The 18,338-nt window shown below is 67.3% G+C and carries 14 protein-coding genes; 7 read left to right on the forward strand and 7 right to left on the reverse strand.

All coding sequences use genetic code 11. The features are described 5' to 3' along the window. Window positions 1-160 precede the first annotated feature (160 nt). Both V9K93_RS03965 and V9K93_RS03970 read right to left on the reverse strand, forming a co-directional pair. Window positions 161-3,262: an efflux RND transporter permease subunit gene (locus tag V9K93_RS03965; RefSeq protein ID WP_337302108.1), complete on the reverse strand. Its 3,102-nt coding sequence runs from the start codon at window positions 3,260-3,262 to the stop codon at window positions 161-163. A gap of 4 nt (window positions 3,263-3,266) precedes the next feature. Further along, window positions 3,267-4,445, reverse strand: coding sequence for an efflux RND transporter periplasmic adaptor subunit (locus tag V9K93_RS03970; RefSeq protein WP_136638905.1), 1,179 nt, complete (start codon window positions 4,443-4,445; stop codon window positions 3,267-3,269). Window positions 4,446-4,597: 152 nt separating this feature from the next. Between V9K93_RS03970 and V9K93_RS03975 the strand changes: the two genes are divergently transcribed. The 3 genes from V9K93_RS03975 to V9K93_RS03985 all read left to right on the forward strand — a co-directional run bounded on the left by V9K93_RS03975 (window position 4,598) and on the right by V9K93_RS03985 (window position 8,833). Continuing rightward, a complete protein-coding gene (locus V9K93_RS03975) occupies window positions 4,598-5,281 on the forward strand; it encodes a response regulator transcription factor (RefSeq protein WP_046982754.1) in 684 nt (227 codons plus the stop codon). Continuing rightward, the gene (locus tag V9K93_RS03980) at window positions 5,259-6,644 is read left to right on the forward strand and encodes a sensor histidine kinase (RefSeq protein WP_253078957.1); all 1,386 of its coding nucleotides are present in this window, start codon (window positions 5,259-5,261) and stop codon (window positions 6,642-6,644) included. The genes V9K93_RS03975 and V9K93_RS03980 overlap by 23 nt, the downstream gene beginning before the upstream one ends. A 98-nt stretch (window positions 6,645-6,742) precedes the next feature. After that, window positions 6,743-8,833 (forward strand): TonB-dependent siderophore receptor, encoded by a 2,091-nt coding sequence (locus V9K93_RS03985; protein WP_337302109.1) that lies wholly within the window; start codon window positions 6,743-6,745, stop codon window positions 8,831-8,833. A gap of 157 nt (window positions 8,834-8,990) precedes the next feature. Here the strand turns inward: V9K93_RS03985 and V9K93_RS03990 are convergent, their stop codons facing one another. The 3 genes from V9K93_RS03990 to V9K93_RS04000 form a co-directional block, all read right to left on the reverse strand. Continuing rightward, entirely contained in the window at window positions 8,991-9,869 is an 879-nt protein-coding gene (locus V9K93_RS03990) for a LysR family transcriptional regulator (RefSeq protein WP_295382348.1), read from the reverse strand. Between the two features lie 38 nt (window positions 9,870-9,907). Continuing rightward, on the reverse strand, window positions 9,908-10,789 hold the full coding sequence (locus V9K93_RS03995; RefSeq protein ID WP_337302110.1) for an SDR family NAD(P)-dependent oxidoreductase: 882 nt from the start codon (window positions 10,787-10,789) through the stop codon (window positions 9,908-9,910). Window positions 10,790-10,947: 158 nt separating this feature from the next. Continuing rightward, the gene (locus V9K93_RS04000; RefSeq protein WP_136638910.1) at window positions 10,948-11,811 is read right to left on the reverse strand and encodes a DMT family transporter; all 864 of its coding nucleotides are present in this window, start codon (window positions 11,809-11,811) and stop codon (window positions 10,948-10,950) included. A 131-nt stretch (window positions 11,812-11,942) separates the two neighbouring features. Between V9K93_RS04000 and V9K93_RS04005 the strand changes: the two genes are divergently transcribed. Beyond that, entirely contained in the window at window positions 11,943-13,322 is a 1,380-nt protein-coding gene (locus tag V9K93_RS04005) for an aminotransferase-like domain-containing protein (RefSeq protein ID WP_046982760.1), read from the forward strand. A 97-nt stretch (window positions 13,323-13,419) separates the two neighbouring features. Then, window positions 13,420-14,094, forward strand: coding sequence for a class I SAM-dependent methyltransferase (locus V9K93_RS04010; RefSeq protein WP_046982761.1), 675 nt, complete (start codon window positions 13,420-13,422; stop codon window positions 14,092-14,094). 3 nt (window positions 14,095-14,097) lie between these two features. On the opposite strand, the gene smqnr is transcribed toward V9K93_RS04010, so the two are convergent. Continuing rightward, a complete protein-coding gene (gene smqnr, locus V9K93_RS04015; RefSeq protein WP_136638911.1) occupies window positions 14,098-14,745 on the reverse strand; it encodes a SmQnr family pentapeptide repeat protein in 648 nt (215 codons plus the stop codon). Window positions 14,746-14,905: 160 nt separating this feature from the next. Here smqnr and V9K93_RS04020 point away from each other — a divergent pair, with 160 nt between their 5' ends. Together V9K93_RS04020 and V9K93_RS04025 are read left to right on the forward strand one after the other, a co-directional pair. Next, window positions 14,906-15,682, forward strand: a complete 777-nt coding sequence (locus tag V9K93_RS04020) for a DeoR/GlpR family DNA-binding transcription regulator (protein ID WP_308517389.1) — start codon at window positions 14,906-14,908, stop codon at window positions 15,680-15,682. 11 nt (window positions 15,683-15,693) lie between these two features. After that, window positions 15,694-16,827: an MFS transporter gene (locus V9K93_RS04025; protein ID WP_136638913.1), complete on the forward strand. Its 1,134-nt coding sequence runs from the start codon at window positions 15,694-15,696 to the stop codon at window positions 16,825-16,827. Window positions 16,828-16,836: 9 nt separating this feature from the next. Here V9K93_RS04025 and V9K93_RS04030 read toward each other — a convergent pair whose 3' ends face one another. Continuing rightward, window positions 16,837-18,336 (reverse strand): PepSY domain-containing protein, encoded by a 1,500-nt coding sequence (locus V9K93_RS04030; protein WP_337302111.1) that lies wholly within the window; start codon window positions 18,334-18,336, stop codon window positions 16,837-16,839. Between the last annotated feature and the right edge of the window lie 2 nt (window positions 18,337-18,338).

Below are 18,338 nucleotides of genomic sequence, written 5' to 3' on the forward strand. Positions count from 1 at the left end.
CGCTTCAACCGGGGCAGGTAACGGCCTGCGGCCAGGCCAGAGATGGTCGAGCAGCCACATGGCGGGTCTCCGTGGGGGACGGGGACCTGTACGCTAGCGATGCCTGGGCAAAGAACCGGTGAGGGCCCTGCGGCAGTCAGATGACAACCGCGGCCCACTTTCAGTGCTGCAGCCGTGATCGTCCCAGACGCCGTACCAGCACGAAGAACAACGGCACCAGCACCACCGCCAGCACAGTGCCGGAGAGCATGCCGCCGATCACGCTCATGCCGATTTCACGGCGGCTGACCGCACCGGCACCGGTGGCCAGCGCCAGCGGTATCACGCCGGCCACGAAGGCCAGTGAGGTCATCACGATCGGGCGCAGGCGCAGGCGCGCGCCCTGCAGTGCCGCTTCCGCCGCTGAACTGCCGGCGCGGTAGCGTGCTTCGGCGAACTCAACGATCAGGATCGCGTTCTTCGCCGACAGGCCGATGGTGGTCAGCAGACCGACCTGGAAGTAGATGTCGTTGACGAACCCGGCCGCGGTGGTCGCCAGCACGGTACCGATCACGCCCAGGGGAATCACCAGCACCACCGCCACCGGCACCGTCCAGCTCTCGTAAAGCGCGGCCAGGCACAGGAAGATGAAAGCAATGGAGGCGGTGTACAGCCACAACGTCTGGTTGCTGGCCAGTTGTTCCTGGTAGGACAGGCCACTCCACTGCAGGTCGAACCCGGGTTGATCGGCAACCAGCGCCTGCATGCGCTGCATCGCTTCACCCGAGCTGCGCCCCTCGGCTGCGCTGCCCTGGATCTGCATCGCCGGCAGGCCGTTGAAACGCTGCTGCAGCTGCGGCCCACGCGCCCAGTGGCTGCTGGCAAAGCTGGCGAACGAAGCCATCTGGCCGTTGCCGCCGCGCACGTACCACTGGCCAATGTCGTCGGGCACGCTGCGGTAGGGTTGGTCGCCCTGCATGTAGACACGCTTGACCCGGCCGCGGTCGAGGAAGTCGTTGATGTAGCTGCCACCCCAGGCGGCAGACAGCGTGGAATTGATGTCGGCCTGTGCCAGGCCCAGCGCACTGGCCTGGGCGTGGTCGATGTCCAACCGCAGCTCGGCCTTGTCGCCCAGCCCGTTCAAGCGCACGGAGGTCAGCCCGTCGTCTTCGCCCGCCGCGCGCACCACCTGCTCCTGCGCAGCCTGCAACGCCACGCGTCCGGCCGCGCTGGTGTCCTGCAGCCACAGTTCGAAACCACTGGACTGGCCCAGGCCGCGCACTGCCGGTGGCGCCAGCACGTTGACCTTGGCATCGGGCAGCTTGCGGAAATAGGCATTGGCGCGCGCGATGATCGCCGCTGCGGTGTTGTCGCCCTTGCGCTCGTCCCATGGCTTGAGTGCCAGGAAGCCCTGCCCCGCATTCTGGCCGGTACCGGCGTTGTTGCGACCGACCACCACGAACACCACGTCCAGGTTCTGCTTCTCGTGCTCCATGAAGTAACGGCTGATCTGCTCGCCCAGCGCCTCGGTGCGCGCCATCGGCGTGCCTTCCGGCGTGGAGAACTGGAAGGTCACCTGGCCCTGGTCCTCCACCGGCAGGAAGCCGGTGGGCATGCGTGCGTACAAGGCAATCATGGCGATCACCAGCAGCAGGTAGAACGCCATCCAGCGGCGCGGACGTGACACCACGCCACCGAGCTTGCCCTGGTAGGCCGACTGGCTGCGTTCGACGCCGCGGTTGAACGCGGCGAAGAAGCGCCCCGGTGGCTTCTGCGCCGACGAGGGCTTGAGCAGGGTCGCGCATAGCGCCGGTGTCAGGGTCAGCGCGACCAGCGCCGACAACGCCATGGCCGATGCAATCGTGATCGAGAACTGCCGGTAGATGATGCCGGTGGAACCGCCGAACAGCGCCATGGGCAGGAATACCGCACCGAGCACCACGGTGATGCCGATCAGCGCACCGGTGATCTCGCCCATCGACTTCTCGGTTGCCTCGCGTGGCGGCAGATGCTCTTCGTGGATGATGCGTTCCACGTTCTCCACCACCACGATCGCGTCATCGACCAGCAGGCCGATGGCCAGCACCATCGCAAACAGCGTCAGGGTGTTGATGGTGAAACCGGCCACCGCGAGGACGCCGAAGGTACCCAGCAGCACCACCGGCACCGTGATCGCAGGAATCAGGGTGGCGCGCAGGTTCTGCAGGAACAGGAACATCACCACCACGACCAGTACGATCGCCTCGATCAGGGTGTGGATGACCCCTTCGATGGAGACCCGTACGAACGGCGTGCTGTCGCGTGGATAGGCCACCTGCAGCCCGGGCGGGAACGTAGGCCGCAGCCGTTCAAGCTCCGCGCGTACTGCATCGGCAGTGGCCAGCGCGTTGGCGCCGGAGGCCAGGGTCACCGAGAAACCCGCAGCCGGATAGCCGTTGAGGAAGCTGCTGGTCTGGTAATTCTCCGCGCCGATCTCGACCCGCGCCACGTCGCCCAGGTGCACCGCCGCGCCGCTGGGCAGCGTGCGCAGGATGATCGCGCGGAACTGTTCCGGAGTCTGCAGGCGCGACTGCGCGGTGACGGTGGCATTGAGGCTCTGCGTCGCACTGGACGGCAACGCCCCCAGCTCGCCGGCAGTCACCTGGGTGTTCTGCGCCTGGATCGCGCTGCGCACGTCCGATGGCATCAGGTCATAGGCGCGCAGCTTGTGCGGGTCCAGCCACACGCGCATCGCGTAGGCCGAGCCGAACACGTTGATCTCGCCGACACCGGGAATGCGGCTGATCGGGTCCTGCACGTTGCTGACCAGGAAATCGGAAACATCCACCCGCTCCATGCGCCGGCTGGTGTCGTACAGCGAGACCACCATCAGCGAATCGCCCTGCGACTTCGCGACCGTCACACCCTGCTGCTGCACTTCCTGAGGTAGCCGGTTGATCGCCTGGTTGACGCTGTTCTGTACCTGCACCTGGGCGATATCCGGGTTGGCGCTCTGGTCGAAGGTGACCGTGATGCGCGCCTGCCCGGACGAGGAACTGGTGGACGAGAAATACAGCAGATGGTCGATACCCTTGATCTGCTGCTCGATCACCTGGGTGACGCTGTCTTCCACCGTCTGCGCCGAGGCCCCGGTGTAATTGGCGGTGATGTTGACCTGCGGCGGTGCGATGTCCGGGTACTGCTCCACCGGCAGCTGGGTCACCGCGATGGTGCCGAAGGCCATGATGCAGATCGCCAGGACCCAGGCGAATACCGGGCGATGGATGAAGAAGCGCGGCAGCATGCGCTCAGTCCTTCGCGGTGGAAGCTGGCGCAGGCTTCACCCGCACCGTCATGCCATCGGCCAGGCCCTGCGCGCCGGCTACCACCACCTGCTCGCCGGCAGCCAGGCCATCGAGCACCAGCCACTGGTCGCCGATCGCACGCGCGGTGCGGAACAGCCGCAGCCGTGCCTTGCCGTCCTTGTCCACCAGCCATGCCTGCGCCTCACCCTTGGGGCTGCGATCCACCGCAGCCTGTGGCACCAGCAGCGCCTGCTGGCGGGTCCCCTGCCCCACCAGCGCGCGCACGTACATGCCTGGCAGCAGTTGCCCATCGGGGTTGGGGAAACGCGCACGCAGGGTGATGCTGCCGGTTTCCTGCTGCACGTCGATGTCGGCGAACTCCAGCGTCCCCGGCAACGGGTAGTCGGTGCCATCGGACAGGCGCAGCCGTACCGGCGCAGTATCGGCCTGCACACCACCGTCGGCGATGGCGCGGCGTAGTGCCAGATACTCATTGCTGGACTGGGTGATGTCCACGTTCATCGGGTCCATCTGCTGCACCCGTGCCAGTGGATCGGCCTGGCCGGAGGTAACCAGCGCACCCGGCGTGAACAGCGCGCGGCCGATGCGGCCTGCGATCGGCGAGGTCACCGTGGCAAACCCCAGCCGTGTGCTGGCCGTGTCACGCGCGGCCTGTGCGGCCTGCGCGGCGGCGGCGGCCTGCTGGTCGCCGGCCACCGCATCATCCACGTCCTGGCGCGCGGCCAGCTGGTCCTTGCCCAGCGCCTGCATGCGCTGCGCCCGCAGGCGCGCGGTCACCGCAGCGGCCTCGGCAGTTTTCAGGTTGGCCCGCGCCTCGTTCAGCGCAGCCTGGTACAGCGCGGGCTCGATCTGGAACAGCGGCTGCCCGGCCTTCACCCACTGGCCCTGCTCGAACAGGCGCTTCACCAGCACGCCATCGACCTGCGGGCGCACATCCGATTCCTGCGAGGCGACGCTGCGCCCGGGCAGTTCCTGCTGCAGTGCCAGCGGCTGACTGCGCAGGGTCAGCACGGTCACCTCCGGTGCCGTGGCGCCCGGCTTGGGCGCGTCCTTGCCGCAGGCGCTGAGCAGGCCGGCCAGGGCAAGCGCCAACAGCGGCAGGCCCGCGGTTCGCGGCAGCCGCCAGGCGCGGTACGGACGGGAGGGGTTCGGAGGGATCATCGGCTGCAGGTTCCACGCGTGGGGGAGCGTTCGGCGCCGAATATAGAAGACGCGGCGGCACGATCCTGCTAAATCACGCATGAAACATTTTTCATTTGCAGTCGCTGCCCACGATTGCGAGGATGCCCCTGTCCCACTCTGCACACTGGCCCATGCCGCGCGTACTCACCATCGAGGACGATCTTGTCACCGCAGAGGAAATCGCCACTGAACTGCGCAGCCACGGCTTCGACGTGGACCTGGCCAGCGACGGCGGCCGTGGCCTGGCGCTGGCACGTGCAGGCGACTACGCGGTGATCACCCTGGACCGCATGCTGCCCGGCATCGACGGGCTGGCCCTGGTCACCACGCTGCGCCGTGAAGGCATCACCACGCCGGTGCTGATGATCAGCGCGCTGTCGGACGTGGATGAACGTGTGCGTGGCCTGCGCGCCGGTGGCGACGACTACCTGACCAAGCCCTTCGCCTCCGATGAGATGGCTGCACGCGTGGAAGTGCTGATCCGGCGCCAGGGCCCGACTGGCGCCATCGACAACGTACTGCGCGCCGGTGACCTGGAACTGGACCTGATGACCCGTTCGGCGCGACGCGGCGGGCATGAAATCGCGCTGCTGCCGACCGAGTTCAAGCTGCTCGAATTCCTGGTGCGCAACGCCGGCCAGGTGGTCACCCGCACCATGTTGTTCCAGGAAGTCTGGGGCTACCACTTCGATCCGGGCACCAACCTGATCGACGTGCATATCGGCCGCGTGCGCAAACGCATCGAACAACCCGGCCGGCCGCAGCCGATCCTGACCGTACGTGGAACCGGCTATGTCTTCGACGCGCAATCCTGACCATTGGCGCTCATCCAGCAGCCGCCTGCTGGGCCTGTACTGCATCCTGTTCGTGGCCTGGTCCAGCCTGCTGCTGGGGGTGATGTACTGGCGCATCTCGGACTACCTGAACGACCTGACCGAATCGGGCCTGCAGCAGCGCGCCCATCTGTTCATGAGCTTCGACGGGCCGGCGCTGGATGACGCGCTGCGCGACAGCCAGCGCTTCGACCTGCACCAGGTGTATACGTACGGGCTGTTCGACAAGGCCGGCGTGGCGATGGCGGGCCCGCTGACGGCCATCCCCGAAGGACTGCCGCTGGATGGCAACTCGCATCAGGTAGCGGGTTGGACGCTGGTCGATGGCCGCCACGAGAGCGGTGGCAGCGCGCTCGGCGTGGTGACCCGGGATGGCCGGACACTGGTGTTCGTGCGCCAGAACGGCAAGCTGATGGCGGTCAACAGCATCATCCTCGATGCACTGCTGTGGGGCGTGTCACTGACTGTCATCCCCGGGCTTGTGGGCTGGCATCTGCTGCGCCGGCGCCCATTGAAGCGGATCCAACAGATCGAAGCGGCCACCAACCGCATCATTGCCGGCGACCTCGGCCAGCGCCTGCCGGTGTCCAACCGCCGCGATGAAATCGACCGGCTGTCGAGCATCGTCAACGCGATGCTGGAACGCATCGAACAGCTGATGACCGAGGTCAAAGGCGTGTGCGACAGCATCGCGCATGACCTGCGTACACCGCTCACGCGCCTGCGTGCACACCTCTACCGCATGCGCGTGGGCCTGGACGAACACGACCCGCATGCGGACCCGCTGGACAAGGCGCTGGCGGAGACCGACATGCTGATGGCGCGCTTCGCCGCCTTGCTGCGCGTGTCCGAGCTGGAAAGCCACCAGCGCCGTTCGGCCTTCGACGAGGTCGACATCGCCGACCTGCTGCAGGAGCTGCACCAGTTCTACCTGCCGTTGGCCGAAGAGAAGCAACAGGATCTGCAGCTGCAGGTGGCGCCGCAGATCGGGATGCTGCGCGGTGATCGCGAACTGCTGTTCGAAGCGGTGGCCAACCTGCTGTCCAACGCCCTGCAGTTCACGCCTGCGCACGGGCGCATCCTGCTGCGCGCGGTGGAGGACCACGGCGCGCCCCGGATCGATGTGATCGACAACGGGCCGGGCATCCCGCCGCAGGACCGCACCTTGATCTACCAGCGCTTCTTCCGCGGCAGCAGCAGTGCCGGGCAAGGGCCCGGCTTTGGCCTGGGGCTGTCGATCGTGGCCGCCATTGCCGGTCTGCACGGCTTCCGTGTCCGCGCCGGCAGCGCCCCCGACGGCGGCGCCTGGATGAGCATCCGCGGCGCCGCAGACGGCCTGCCCTGAAGCGGGCTCATCACCGGCAAGTGCATTTGGGAATCATTTGTATTTGAGGACGAGCATCCGGATAATCCGCCGTCACCGCCCTTCCCGGATCATTCCCGATGCCCGCCCTGCCGTCGCGTCCGCTGCTGTACACGCTCGCCCTGCCCACCCTGCTGGCCTCGGCCCTCGCCCAGGCCCAGGACAACCCGGCGGCGCGCACCCTGGACAAGGTAACGGTGGTGGCCGAGCGGGCCAGCACCGCGACCAAGACCGACACCGCCCTGACCGAGACGCCGCAGGCAATCAGCGTGGTCACCCAGCAGCTGTTCACCGATCGCGGCGCACACAACCTGCAGGAAGTGCTGCGCTACAGCGCCGGCGTCACCGCCGATGCCTGGGGCCTGGATACCCGCAACGACGCCACCTCGGTGCGCGGGCTGGACCCGGTGCAGTACCAGGATGGCCTGCGCCGCAGCTACGGTTTCAGTCCCCTCGCCCGCCCGGAGATCTACGGCCTGGAACGGGTGGAAGTGCTGCGCGGCCCGTCTTCGGTGCTGTACGGTGCCGGCGCCACAGGCGGCATCATCAATGCGATGAGCAAGCGCCCGACCTTCGGCGCCCTCAACGGCGAGGTCGGCGTGCAGCTCGGCAGTTTCGACCGCAGGCAGCTGCAGGGTGACATCAGCGGCGCATTGAACGATGCCGGCACGCTTGCCGGCCGCTTCGTCGGGCTGGTGCGCGAATCGAACATGCAGACCGATGTATTGAAGGATGACCGCGTCTACCTGGCACCGTCGATCAGCTGGCGCGGCGAACGCAGCACCTTGACCCTGCTGGCCAGCTACCAGCATGACAAGACCGGCTCCAGCCAGCAGTTCCTGCCGCTGGCCGCGACCCTGCTGGCCCCGCCCGGACGCCGCCTCGACCCGTCCACCTTCATCGGCGATCCCGGCTTCGACCGCATCGACTCGCGTGTGTACAGCCTGACCGCGCTGTTCGACCACAGCTTCAACGACATGCTCAGCCTGCGCTCGGCAGTGCGTTACATCGATGGCAGGACCACCCTGCAGCAGATGTACGTGGACAGCTACAACAATCCGACCAACCCCTTCATCGACGCCGAGCGGCGCGTGGTCAACCGCACCGCCTACGGCACCCGCCCCGACGTGCAGATCTTCAGCGCCGACAATGCACTGCAGTTCGACTTCGCCACCGGTGCCTTCCAGCATCTGCTGCTGGCCGGCGTGGACTACAGCCAGTACAAGGAGCAGCTGCAGCGGCTGGACGCCACCGGCACGCCGATCGACATCTACACCCCGGTATCGGTAGCACCGATCGTGCGTGGCTGGGATCGTCAGCCGGACCAGACCTCCACCCAGCTGGGTGTCTATGTGCAGGACCAGATCCGTTGGGCCGACCGTGTCTCGCTGGTGCTGGGCGCGCGCCGCGACCATGCCCGCTCGAAGACGGAAGGCCAGCCCAGCCAGACCGACAACGCCACCACCTATCGCGCCGGGCTGATCGGCGAACTGGGTGCGGGCGTTTCGCCCTACCTGAGCTACAGCGAATCGTTCCTGCCAGTGTCGGGGCAGGATCTGTTCGGCAGCGCCTTCAAGCCGATGCGCGGCCGCCAGTCCGAGGCCGGCATCAAGTGGCAACCCGCGCGCAACCTGCTGCTGACGCTGGCGGCGTACCGCATCACCGAAACCAATCGCCAGACCAACGATCCGGACAATGTGTTGAATGTGGTGCAGACCGGCCAGATCCGCTCCAAGGGCGTGGAGCTGGAAGGCCAGTTCCAGTTTTCCAACGACCTGACGGTTACCGCCGCCGTTGCGCGCAACGAGGCTGAGGTCAGCCGCAGCAATTTCGCATTGGAAGTGGGCCAGCGCCTCAACGACACCCCGCAGGACCTGGCCTCGGCCTGGGTGTCGAAGGGTTTCCAGCTGGATGATGCCGCACGCCTGCGGCTGGGCCTGGGCGTGCGCCATGTGGGCAATACGGTGTCGCTGGGCAATGGCGGGCGCATCATCACTCCGAGCTACACGCTGGCCGATGCATTGATGGAAGTGCAGGTGACCGACTGGACGATGGCGTTGAACATCACCAACCTCACCGGCAAGCGCTACTACGCGCCGTGCCGCACCTTTGGCGACTGCTTCGCCGGCTACCCGCGCGTGGTGAGCGGCACCATCAGCTATCGGTTCTGATGGCGACCAGCGCGGGCCGCCGCAGCAGCAGGTGCAACAGCACAGCGCAGGCGGCGGTCAGGTCCCGGCGCGTTGGCCTGGCGCACGCCTGCAGGTGTAATCGACGATGCCGTTGCGCATCTGCTCCGCAGCGCTCAGGACCAGCTGATCCACCGGATCAGCGCGCGGCCGCGGCATCCAGGAAATTGCGCAGCACCGGCGACGGTGCTTCCGGCCGCGTGCAGAACTGCAGCGCGAAGCGCGCTGCTTCATCGGCCAACAGCCGATAGACGATTTCCTGCGAACGGAAACTGGCCATGCTGGCCGGCACGATCGCCACGCCGGCGTCAACCGCCACCAGCGAAAGCACCGCGTGCATGCCATGCACTTCCTGCACCACGCGCGGGGTGAATCCTGCCGCGGTGCACAGGCCCAGCACCTGCGCATGAAAGCCGATGCCCTCGCCCGCCGGCCATGAAACGAACAGCTCATCGGCGAGCATCGCCACACTGACCTCTGGTGCGTCGGCCAGCGCATGTGCACGCGGCAGCGCAATCGCGAGGCGGTCGTGGTCGAAGTCGTGAAGTACCAGCTCGGCCGCGGGAATCGGTGGAATCAGCACGCCGACATCGATGCGCTGCTCACGCAGCCACAGCTGCTGCTGGCGCGAGGTCGCTTCCTGCAGATGCAGCTGCACCTGCGGGTACTGCTGGCGGAAGCGGCGGATCAGGCCTGGCAGGCGGCCATACAGCGCACTACCCACATGGCCCACGCGCAGGCTGCCAGACTGCCCGGCGGCGGCTTCGCGCGTGCGCTGCAATGCCTGCTCGGCCTGCTGCAGCGTTGCTCGCGCCTCAACCAGCAAGGTCTGCCCGGCCGTGGTCAGGCCCAGGGTACGATTGCCGCGCACGATCAGTTCACTGCCCAGTTCGTCTTCCAGCCGCCGGATCGCCGCCGTCAGCGGTGGCTGCGACATGTGCAGGCGGGCCGCGGCGCGGTGGAAGTGCAGCTCTTCGGCCACGGCCACGAACTGGCGAAGCAGGCGCAGGTCGATCATCTCGATGCAGGCAGTGGGAACCCGCCTAGAGTACGCCTTCAGCCGCGCACGTCGACGCTGGCGCGGGCGATGGCCGACCACTGCAGGGCCACCGACTCGATGCTGTCGGCACTGACCGCGCGCAGATCCCGCGGATACGCCACATGCTCGGCCTCCTGCAGGCGCAGTGCGTGGAACTGGCCATTGCTTGCGCGCAGCACCCATCCGCCGTCCTGGCAGCGCGTGGACGCCAGATAGGCCACGCCCTGTGCGACCGCGTCCGGATGCAGCTCGTCGGGCTCGCCGTCGACGCCCCACATGCGGGTCTTCGCCACCGGCGAAACGGCGTTGGCCACGATGCCGTGCTCGGCGCCTTCCAGTGCCAGCACATTGACCAGGCCAAGCGCGGCCAGCTTGCCCATCGCGTAAGCGGACAGCCCGCGCTGTGCGTACTGCGGATACAGCGCGCGATCGGACGTGGTGATGACGATGCGCCCACCGCCCGCCGCGCGCATCGCCGGCCACGCCGTCTGCGCCAGCCACAGCGGCGTCTTCGCGGCCAGGCACAGCATCTGCTCCAGCGCCTCGTCCTCGATCGCTTCCAGCGTCTGGTACTCGACCCAGCCGGCGTTGTGGATCAGGAAATCGATACGGCCGTGCTGCTGCAGCAGATCCTGCACCAGCCCGTGGCAACCCGCGCGATGGTCGATGGGATCACTGACGGCCTGCACCGATAGCCCCCGCGCCTGCAACGCTTCGGCACTGTGCTGGATGCGCAGCGGATCAGTACCACGGCCATCGGTGCCGGCACCGACGTCATGCATCACCACATGCGCGCCACGCTCGGCCAGCAGGCGACTGTAGGCCAGGCCCAGTCCACCGGCGGCGCCGGTCACCAGGCCCACCTGGCCTTCGAAGGAAATACGCGAGATCGGCTTCATCCGCACAGCTTCAACCAAACACGCGGGCCGCAGCCAATACCGTTCGCCGCCCTCCACGATACGCGCACGCTATCGTCGAAAAGGGGACGGAGAGGATTAAGTCGTTTCAGGCACAGTGTGGCAAGTTACGGCTTGATCCCCTCCGCCCCCTTTTTCGCTCAGCGGCTGAAGCGGCGCGCGCCTGCCACGCAGATCACCGCGACCACGGTCACCAGCACCATGCTGAGGCTGACCGATTCGTGCAGCAGCAGCGCAGCCAGAGCCAGCCCGAAGAACGGTTGCAGCAGCTGCAGTTGGCCAACCGCGGCAATCCCGCCCTGGGCCAGCCCGCGATACCAGAACAGGAAACCGATCAGCATGCTGAACACCGCCACGTAGCCCAGAGCCCACCACGCCGAAGCACCGACTGCCGCGAACGAGGCCGGGCGCATCAGCACCGCCAACGGCAGCATCACCGGCAGTGCCAGCAGCAGCGCCCAACTGATCACCTGCCAACCGCCAAGGTGACGGGCAAGCCGACCACCTTCGGCATAGCCGAGCCCACACACCACGATTGCCGCCAGCATCAGCAGGTCAGCCTGAAGCGAGGCCTCGATGCCGTTGCGTACCGCATAGCCGACCACGCAGGCACTGCCCAGCAGCGAGAACAACCAGAATGCGGGACGCGGCCGATCGCCACCGCGCAGTACACCGAACACAGCAGTACTCAGCGGCAGCAGGCCGAGGAACACGATGGTGTGTGCCGATGAAGCGTGGCGAAGGGCCAGTGCGGTCAGCAGTGGAAAGCCGACCACCACGCCGAAACTGACCACGGCCAGGCCCGCCAGATCGGTGCGCTGCGGACGCGGCTGGCGCAGCAGCAGCAACAGGCTGACGCCAAGCACGGCGGCGATGGTGGCACGCGCAGCGGTGACGAATCCGGCGTCCAGCTCCAGCACTGCCAGACGGGTTGCCGGCAACGAGCCCGCGAAAATCACCACGCCGATGAAGCCATTGATCCAACCACTCGCCGACCGTTCCACGCCTGTACTCCTGTCGTGCCGGGCAGCACCCGGCGGGATCTCCATGGAAGCACCCGAGACGGCGCGGCCCCAGCTACAATCCAGTACAGTCGCAAGTAACTGTACTGCCCACACTTCCACTACAGTCCGCCATGCCACGCCCCCTCACCCGCATCGAATCCGTCATCCAGGCGGTGCGCACCCGCATCAGCGCGCGCATCGATGGCCCCGGCTCGCGCCTGCCCTCGGTCCGTGCACAGGCCAGCGCAATGGGGGTTTCCGTCTCCACCGTGGTCGAGGCCTATGAGCGCTTGGCCGCCGAGGGTGTGATCAGCGCGCGCGCGGGCTCGGGCTTCTACGTCAGCGGGCCTGCTGCACCACTCGCCCTTGCCGAAATGGAGCCCCGGCTGGATCGCGCGGTGGACCCGCTGTGGGTGTCGCGGCAATCGCTGGAAACACCGGCCGGCCATCTCAAACCGGGCTGTGGCTGGATGCCCAGCGATTGGCTGTACCACGACGGCATGCGTCGTGGCCTGCGCCGGCTTGCGCGCGCCGATGCGTCACAGCTGGTCGACTACGCCGGCCCGCTCGGCCTGCCCGCGCTGCGCCAGCTGCTGCAGCGGCGTTCGGCTGCCGTGGGCATCGATGCGCCCATGGAACAGATCCTGCTGACCGAATCGGGCACCCATGCGGTCGAGCTGATCTGCCGTTTCCTGCTCAAACCCGGCGACTGCGTGCTGGTCGATGACCCCAGCTACTTCAACTACCACGCGTTGCTGAAGGCACACCAGGTGCAGGCGATCGGCGTGCCCTACACTGCCACCGGCCCGGACCTTGAAGCATTCGCACACGCATTGCAGGCGCATTCGCCGCGGCTGTACATCACCAACTCGGGGCTGCACAACCCAACCGGCGCCGTATTGTCGGCCAGCACCGCCCATCGTCTGCTTGGCCTGGCCGAACGCAGCGAGCTGATCATCGTCGAAGACGACATCTTCGCCGACTTCGAGCTGAGCCCCGCGCCACGGCTGGCCGCACTCGATGGGCTGTCACGGGTGATCCACGTCGGCAGCTTCTCCAAAACACTGTCGGCAGCGTCGCGATGCGGCTACATCGCCGCACGCCATGACTGGATCGAAGCGCTGACCGACCTGAAGCTGGCCACCAGTTTCGGCGGTGGACACCTCGCGGCACAATTGATGCACATCGCGCTGACCGACAGCGGCTACCGCCGCCACATGCAGTCGGTGCGTTCGCGGCTGGCCGATGCGCGCCGGCAAACGCAGCGGAAACTGCAGACTCTGGGCATCACGCCGTGGCTGCAGCCGGAAGCCGGCCTGTTCCTGTGGTGCCAGCTGCCAGACGGTCGCGATGCCGCCGCACTGGCCCGGCGATGCCTGCGCGCAGGCATCGTGCTGGCCCCGGGCAATGCCTTCAGCCAGTCGCAGCGCGCGGCCGACTATGTACGTTTCAACGTCTCGCAGTGCCAGGACCCGCGGATCTGGCAGGTGCTGACGCGGGAACTGCGCTGAGCTGGTTGCGAACCGGCCAGCGCAGGCGGGAGCGTCCAGCCGCAAAGGCACTTGCACGGCGCGCTACAGTGGTATGTCCCTCCGCAGGAATCCGCGCATGTCCACGTTCTCCGACCCGCAGGCGGTGGCCCGCTATGCCGAAGCGCCGCAGCGCCAGGTGCCGGGCTTCCTCGCGTTGCAGCAGATGAGCCGCCTGCTGCTGGCCGAACGCGTCCCGACGGAGGGCCGCGTGCTGGTGCTGGGTGCGGGTGGGGGGCTGGAGCTGAAGGCCTTTGCCGTGGCGCAGCCGGGCTGGCAGTTGCTGGGCGTGGACCCGGCTGCGCCGATGCTGGCCCTGGCCGAGCAGACACTGGGCCCGTTGAACGCACGCGTTGAGCTGCTGGAAGGCTACATCGACGATGCCCCGGACGTGCGCTTCGATGGTGCCAGCTGCCTGCTGACCCTGCACTTCCTCGACGCCACGCAACGCCTGCATACGTTGCGCGAGCTACACAAGCGACTTCGCCAGGGTGCCCCTCTGGTTGTCGCCCACCACAGCGTGCCGCAGGATCCGGTCGGCAAGCTGCGCTGGTTGCAGCGCTACGCGGCGTTCGCGGAAGCTTCGGGGGTTGCCCACGCCGATGCGCAGCGCGCGATCGAAGCGATTGCCGAGCGGCTGCCGCTGCTGGCGCCCGAGCAGGAAGTCGCGCTGCTGCAGGAGGCCGGCTTCGACGACGTGGAGCTGTTCTATGCCGGCTTCAGCTTCAAGGGCTGGGTGGCGTACGCCGGATGAAGCCTACGGCACTACGGTGATACCGATGCGCTGCATCAACAGCGCCACCTGCTGCACGTCCAGCGTGGCGCCACGCAGGTTGGTGCTGCGCAGGTCCAGCTCGCCCAGCTCGGAGTTGGTCAGGTCGCAGTCGGTGAAGTTGGCACTGTTCCAGTCGATACCCTCGAACTGGCCGCCGGACAGGTCCGATCCTGCGAAGCTGGCACCGTTCACGTTGGCGCCGTCCCAGCGGTTCTCCCACAGTTCGCACTTCTCCAGAGTCACCCGCGAGAAATTGGCGTAGCGCAGGTTCGACTTCTTGATGAAGGCGCTGCAGAACCAGCTGCGCGTGGTTATCTGGTTCATGAAGCTGGCGTTGCTGAAATCCGCACCCTGTGCGCGGCACTCGCTGATCTCCAGCCCCAACGCCTTGATGAAACTGAAATGGCACATGCTGATGTCACAGCTGCGGAAACTGGCTTCCTTCAGCGTGGCACCATTGAAGCGGCAGCCGGCGCGGCTGTCGGCATCGTAGAAACTGCAGTTGATGAATTCGGTGGCGGTGAGGTCCGCGCCGGAAAAGTCGCATTCGTGGAACTGCTGGTCGACCACTTTCTGGCCGGTGTACTGGTCCGCGCCGATGCGCAGCTTGCGGTGAACGGTGGGGGACATCGGGGATTCCATGCCGGTGGCCCCGTCATGATGCCGGGCCACGAAGGTGATCCATAGACCCGGACGCGGGCGGGTTCACCGGCAGTCCAGCCGGCGTGCGTCCACCTATCCCGGATCACACGTTGTTGCACGTTAATGCACGAACATGCACACTCCCAGCATGAGTTCCGATCCCAGCCCCCTTCCCGCCCAGCGGACCCAGCTGATCCTCGACGAACTGCACCAACAGGGCCGTGTGGTGGCCGCTGAACTGGCGCGCCGTTATGCGGTTTCCGAGGATTCGATCCGCCGCGACCTGCGCGAGCTGGCTGCCCAGGGGCTGTGCCAACGCGTCTACGGTGGTGCCGTGCTGCCGCCGCCCAAGGAGCGCCCGCTGCGCGAGCGCCTGACCCGCGACCGTGGCGACAAGGCCGAACTGGCCGCCCGCGTCTGTGCCCTGCTGCAGCCCGGCCAGGTAGTGCTGCTCGATGCAGGCTCGACCAATCTGGCCATCGCCCAGCAGCTGCCAGCCGCCCTCGGTCTGACGGTGATCACCAACGCCCCGCAGATCGCCACCGCCGCCAGCCTGCACGAGGGCACCTCGGTACAGCTGATCGGCGGCCGCCTCGCCCGCGGCGGCGGCGCGGTCGGTGCCGAAACACTGGCCCAGGTGCAGCGCCTGCGCGCCGACGTGTACCTGCCCGGCCCATGCGCGGTGGATGGCGACACCGGCGTGTGGGCGATGGATGCGGAAGAAGCCACACTGAAGCGCGCGATGGTGGCCTGCAGCAGCCGCGTCATCGTCGCCGCCACCACCGAAAAACTCGGTGCCCGGGGCAACTGGCAGATCGCCAGCCTCGACGAGATCGACGATCTGGTGTTGACCACCTCGGCACCGCCCGCACTGGCCGCGCGCTTCCGCGCCGCCGGTATCGCGGTACACCCCACCCCGCCCTGACCGTACCGCTCATGTCCCTCGCCAACCGCCCACGTGCCGAACAGCACGCGACCCGCGCTGCATTCTTCATTCCCGGTTTCGCCACCGCGTTGTGGGCCACCCTGGTGCCGTTCGCCAAGGCGCGCACCGACATCAACGACGCTACGCTGGGCCTGGTGCTGCTCTGCCTCGGTGCCGGTTCGCTGCTGGCCATGCCGTTGTCCGGCGTGCTGGCTGCACGCCTGGGCTGCCGCCGGGTGATGGTGGCCAGCAGCCTGCTGATCTGCCTGACGGTGCCCGGCCTGGCACTCGCCGGTTCGGCCTGGGCGCTGGGAATGGTGCTGTTCGTGTTCGGCGCAGCTGTCGGCGCGATGGACTGCACGATGAACGTGCAGGCCGTCATCGTCGAGCGCGAAGCGCGGCGGGTGATGATGTCCGGCTTCCACGCGTTCTTCAGCATCGGCGGCTTCCTCGGCGCGGCAACGATGACCGTGCTGCTCTCCGCACAGTTGCCGCCACTGGCATCGGTGCTGATCGGTGTCGGCGCCATGCTGCTGGTGATGCTGCTGTCGGCGGCGTACTGGCACAGCGAGCGCATGCCGCACGACACACCGATGCTCGCCATTCCGCACGGCATCGTGCTGTTCATCGGCGTGCTGGCGTTCGTCGCTTTCCTCGGCGAAGGCGCGATGCTGGACTGGAGCGCGGTCTTCCTCAGCGATGTGCGCCGCGTCGATGCCAGCATTGCCGGTATCGGCTATGTGACCTTCACCCTGACCATGACCGTCGCACGCCTGTTCGGCGATGCGCTGGTAGCGCGTATGGGCCGTGAGCGCGCGATCGTGTTCGGTGCTCTGCTTGCCGCCGCTGGCGTGCTGGTGCTGACGCTGGTCACGCCGTGGCAGGCGTCGCTGATCGGCTATGTGCTGGTCGGCCTCGGCTGCGCCAACATCGCGCCCGCGCTGTTCTCGCTGGCCGGCCACCAGACCCGCATGCCGGGTGCGCTGGCGATTACTGCCGTGTCCACGCTAGGCTTTGCCGGCATCCTTGCTGGCCCGGCACTGATCGGTTTTGCTGCCAACCACTTCGGCCTGATCGCTGCGTTCATCGGCGTCGCCGTGGCGCTGCTGATGGTCGCCATGTCGACGCGCTGGCTGCGGGTGTGACTGGCAGCATCAGCGCCGCCGCACCTTCATCCGCAACCGGCGGTAGCCGATCACCGTGGCCGTCCCGCACAACGCCGTGCCAGCAGCGCTCAGCAGCAGCAACACAGCCAGCCTCGCACCTTCCTGACGCAGCATCGCTGGCAGATCCCAGCTGTGCAGGAAGTAGAACAGCCAGCGCCCCACCCGTTCCCGATGCCCCATCGTCAGCAACGGATCGCCGGTGGCCAGATCGAGATAGACGCGCGTCGCCTCGGCATCGCCGAAGTCCGCCACTGCCACCGGGAAGCGGCGCACCGCCGCACCATTCATGGCCTCCGGTGCACGCGGATAGAAGTACGCATCCGGCGCCTGCCGGATCACGAATCCCTGCACCGGTGCATCGGACATGGCTCGCACCTTCTGCAGCAGCCATGCCGCTGGCAGCTGGCGCGCAACCTGCAGCTGCCCTTCAACCTGGGACACGATGCGGGTATCGCCTTGTCCATCCAGCAGCACCGCAAACAGTTCACCTCCGATGCGCCGCCACTGGACCTCCACCGGCTTGAACCGCGTAGCATCGACCGTCGCCAGCAGCGCCGCCGGGGCACCCAATGCGCCATCCACCGTCGCCGCACCACCGCGATAGCGGCCGCTGTCGATCGCCTCGCGTGTGCTGCTGAAAACCCCCAACGGGTTCATCGACATCAGCCCGCTGAAGATCCAGGTGAACACGAAGGCGGATACCACCAATCCGATCAGGTGGTGCCAGCGCATCCACGGCTCGACGTACGGTGTCTTCGCGCCGGAACGGTAGTGACCACGGAAACGCCAACGCCACACCCCGACCACGATGCCGCTGACCGCCGCCACCGTGCACAGCGCGGACAACACGATCACCACCCACGTCCACACCGGGTCCACCGACTGCATGCGCAGGAAGTACAGCCAGTGCAGCCATGCGCCCACGTAGTTCCAGCGCTGCTGCACATGCGGGGCATCCAGCACCACTTCGCCGGTACGCGAGGACACATACAGGTCGCCCGGCTGCGCGCCACCCACTTCCACCCGGTACAGCGGTCGATGCGCGTCCAGCGCTCGCGAATGCGTCCAGCGGTCCTCGTCCACGCGCGTCGCCCCCACGAACGCCTGGCCGCCGGCGAACTGTGCGGCTGATGCTTCGGCGCGCTGTGCCGACACCGGCAGCAGGGCCTGGCCGGTGACGGCTGACCACGCCCCGACGTTGCTTCCCGTGCGCACCACATACGCCGGCGCGCCGCGCAGTGTGGTCAGTGCCACGGCCTCCGGCTCGGCCTGCACGGCAGCAGGCAGTACCGACAGCCCCTGCAGGCCACCGGCATCACCCAGCACCGGCAACACCGCCAGCCGCTCACCCGGCGTCAGCTTCGGGTAGCCAATGAACAGCATCACCATGCCGCTGACGAACCACAGCAGCATCAGCAGGCATCCGCCGATGCCGAGCCAGCGATGCACCAGGTAGGTCCAACGCTTGGCAGTGGATCGCAGCGACATGG

This window comes from Stenotrophomonas sp. CCNWLW162, from assembly GCF_037203745.1.
GTDB lineage: Bacteria > Pseudomonadota > Gammaproteobacteria > Xanthomonadales > Xanthomonadaceae > Stenotrophomonas > Stenotrophomonas maltophilia_AQ.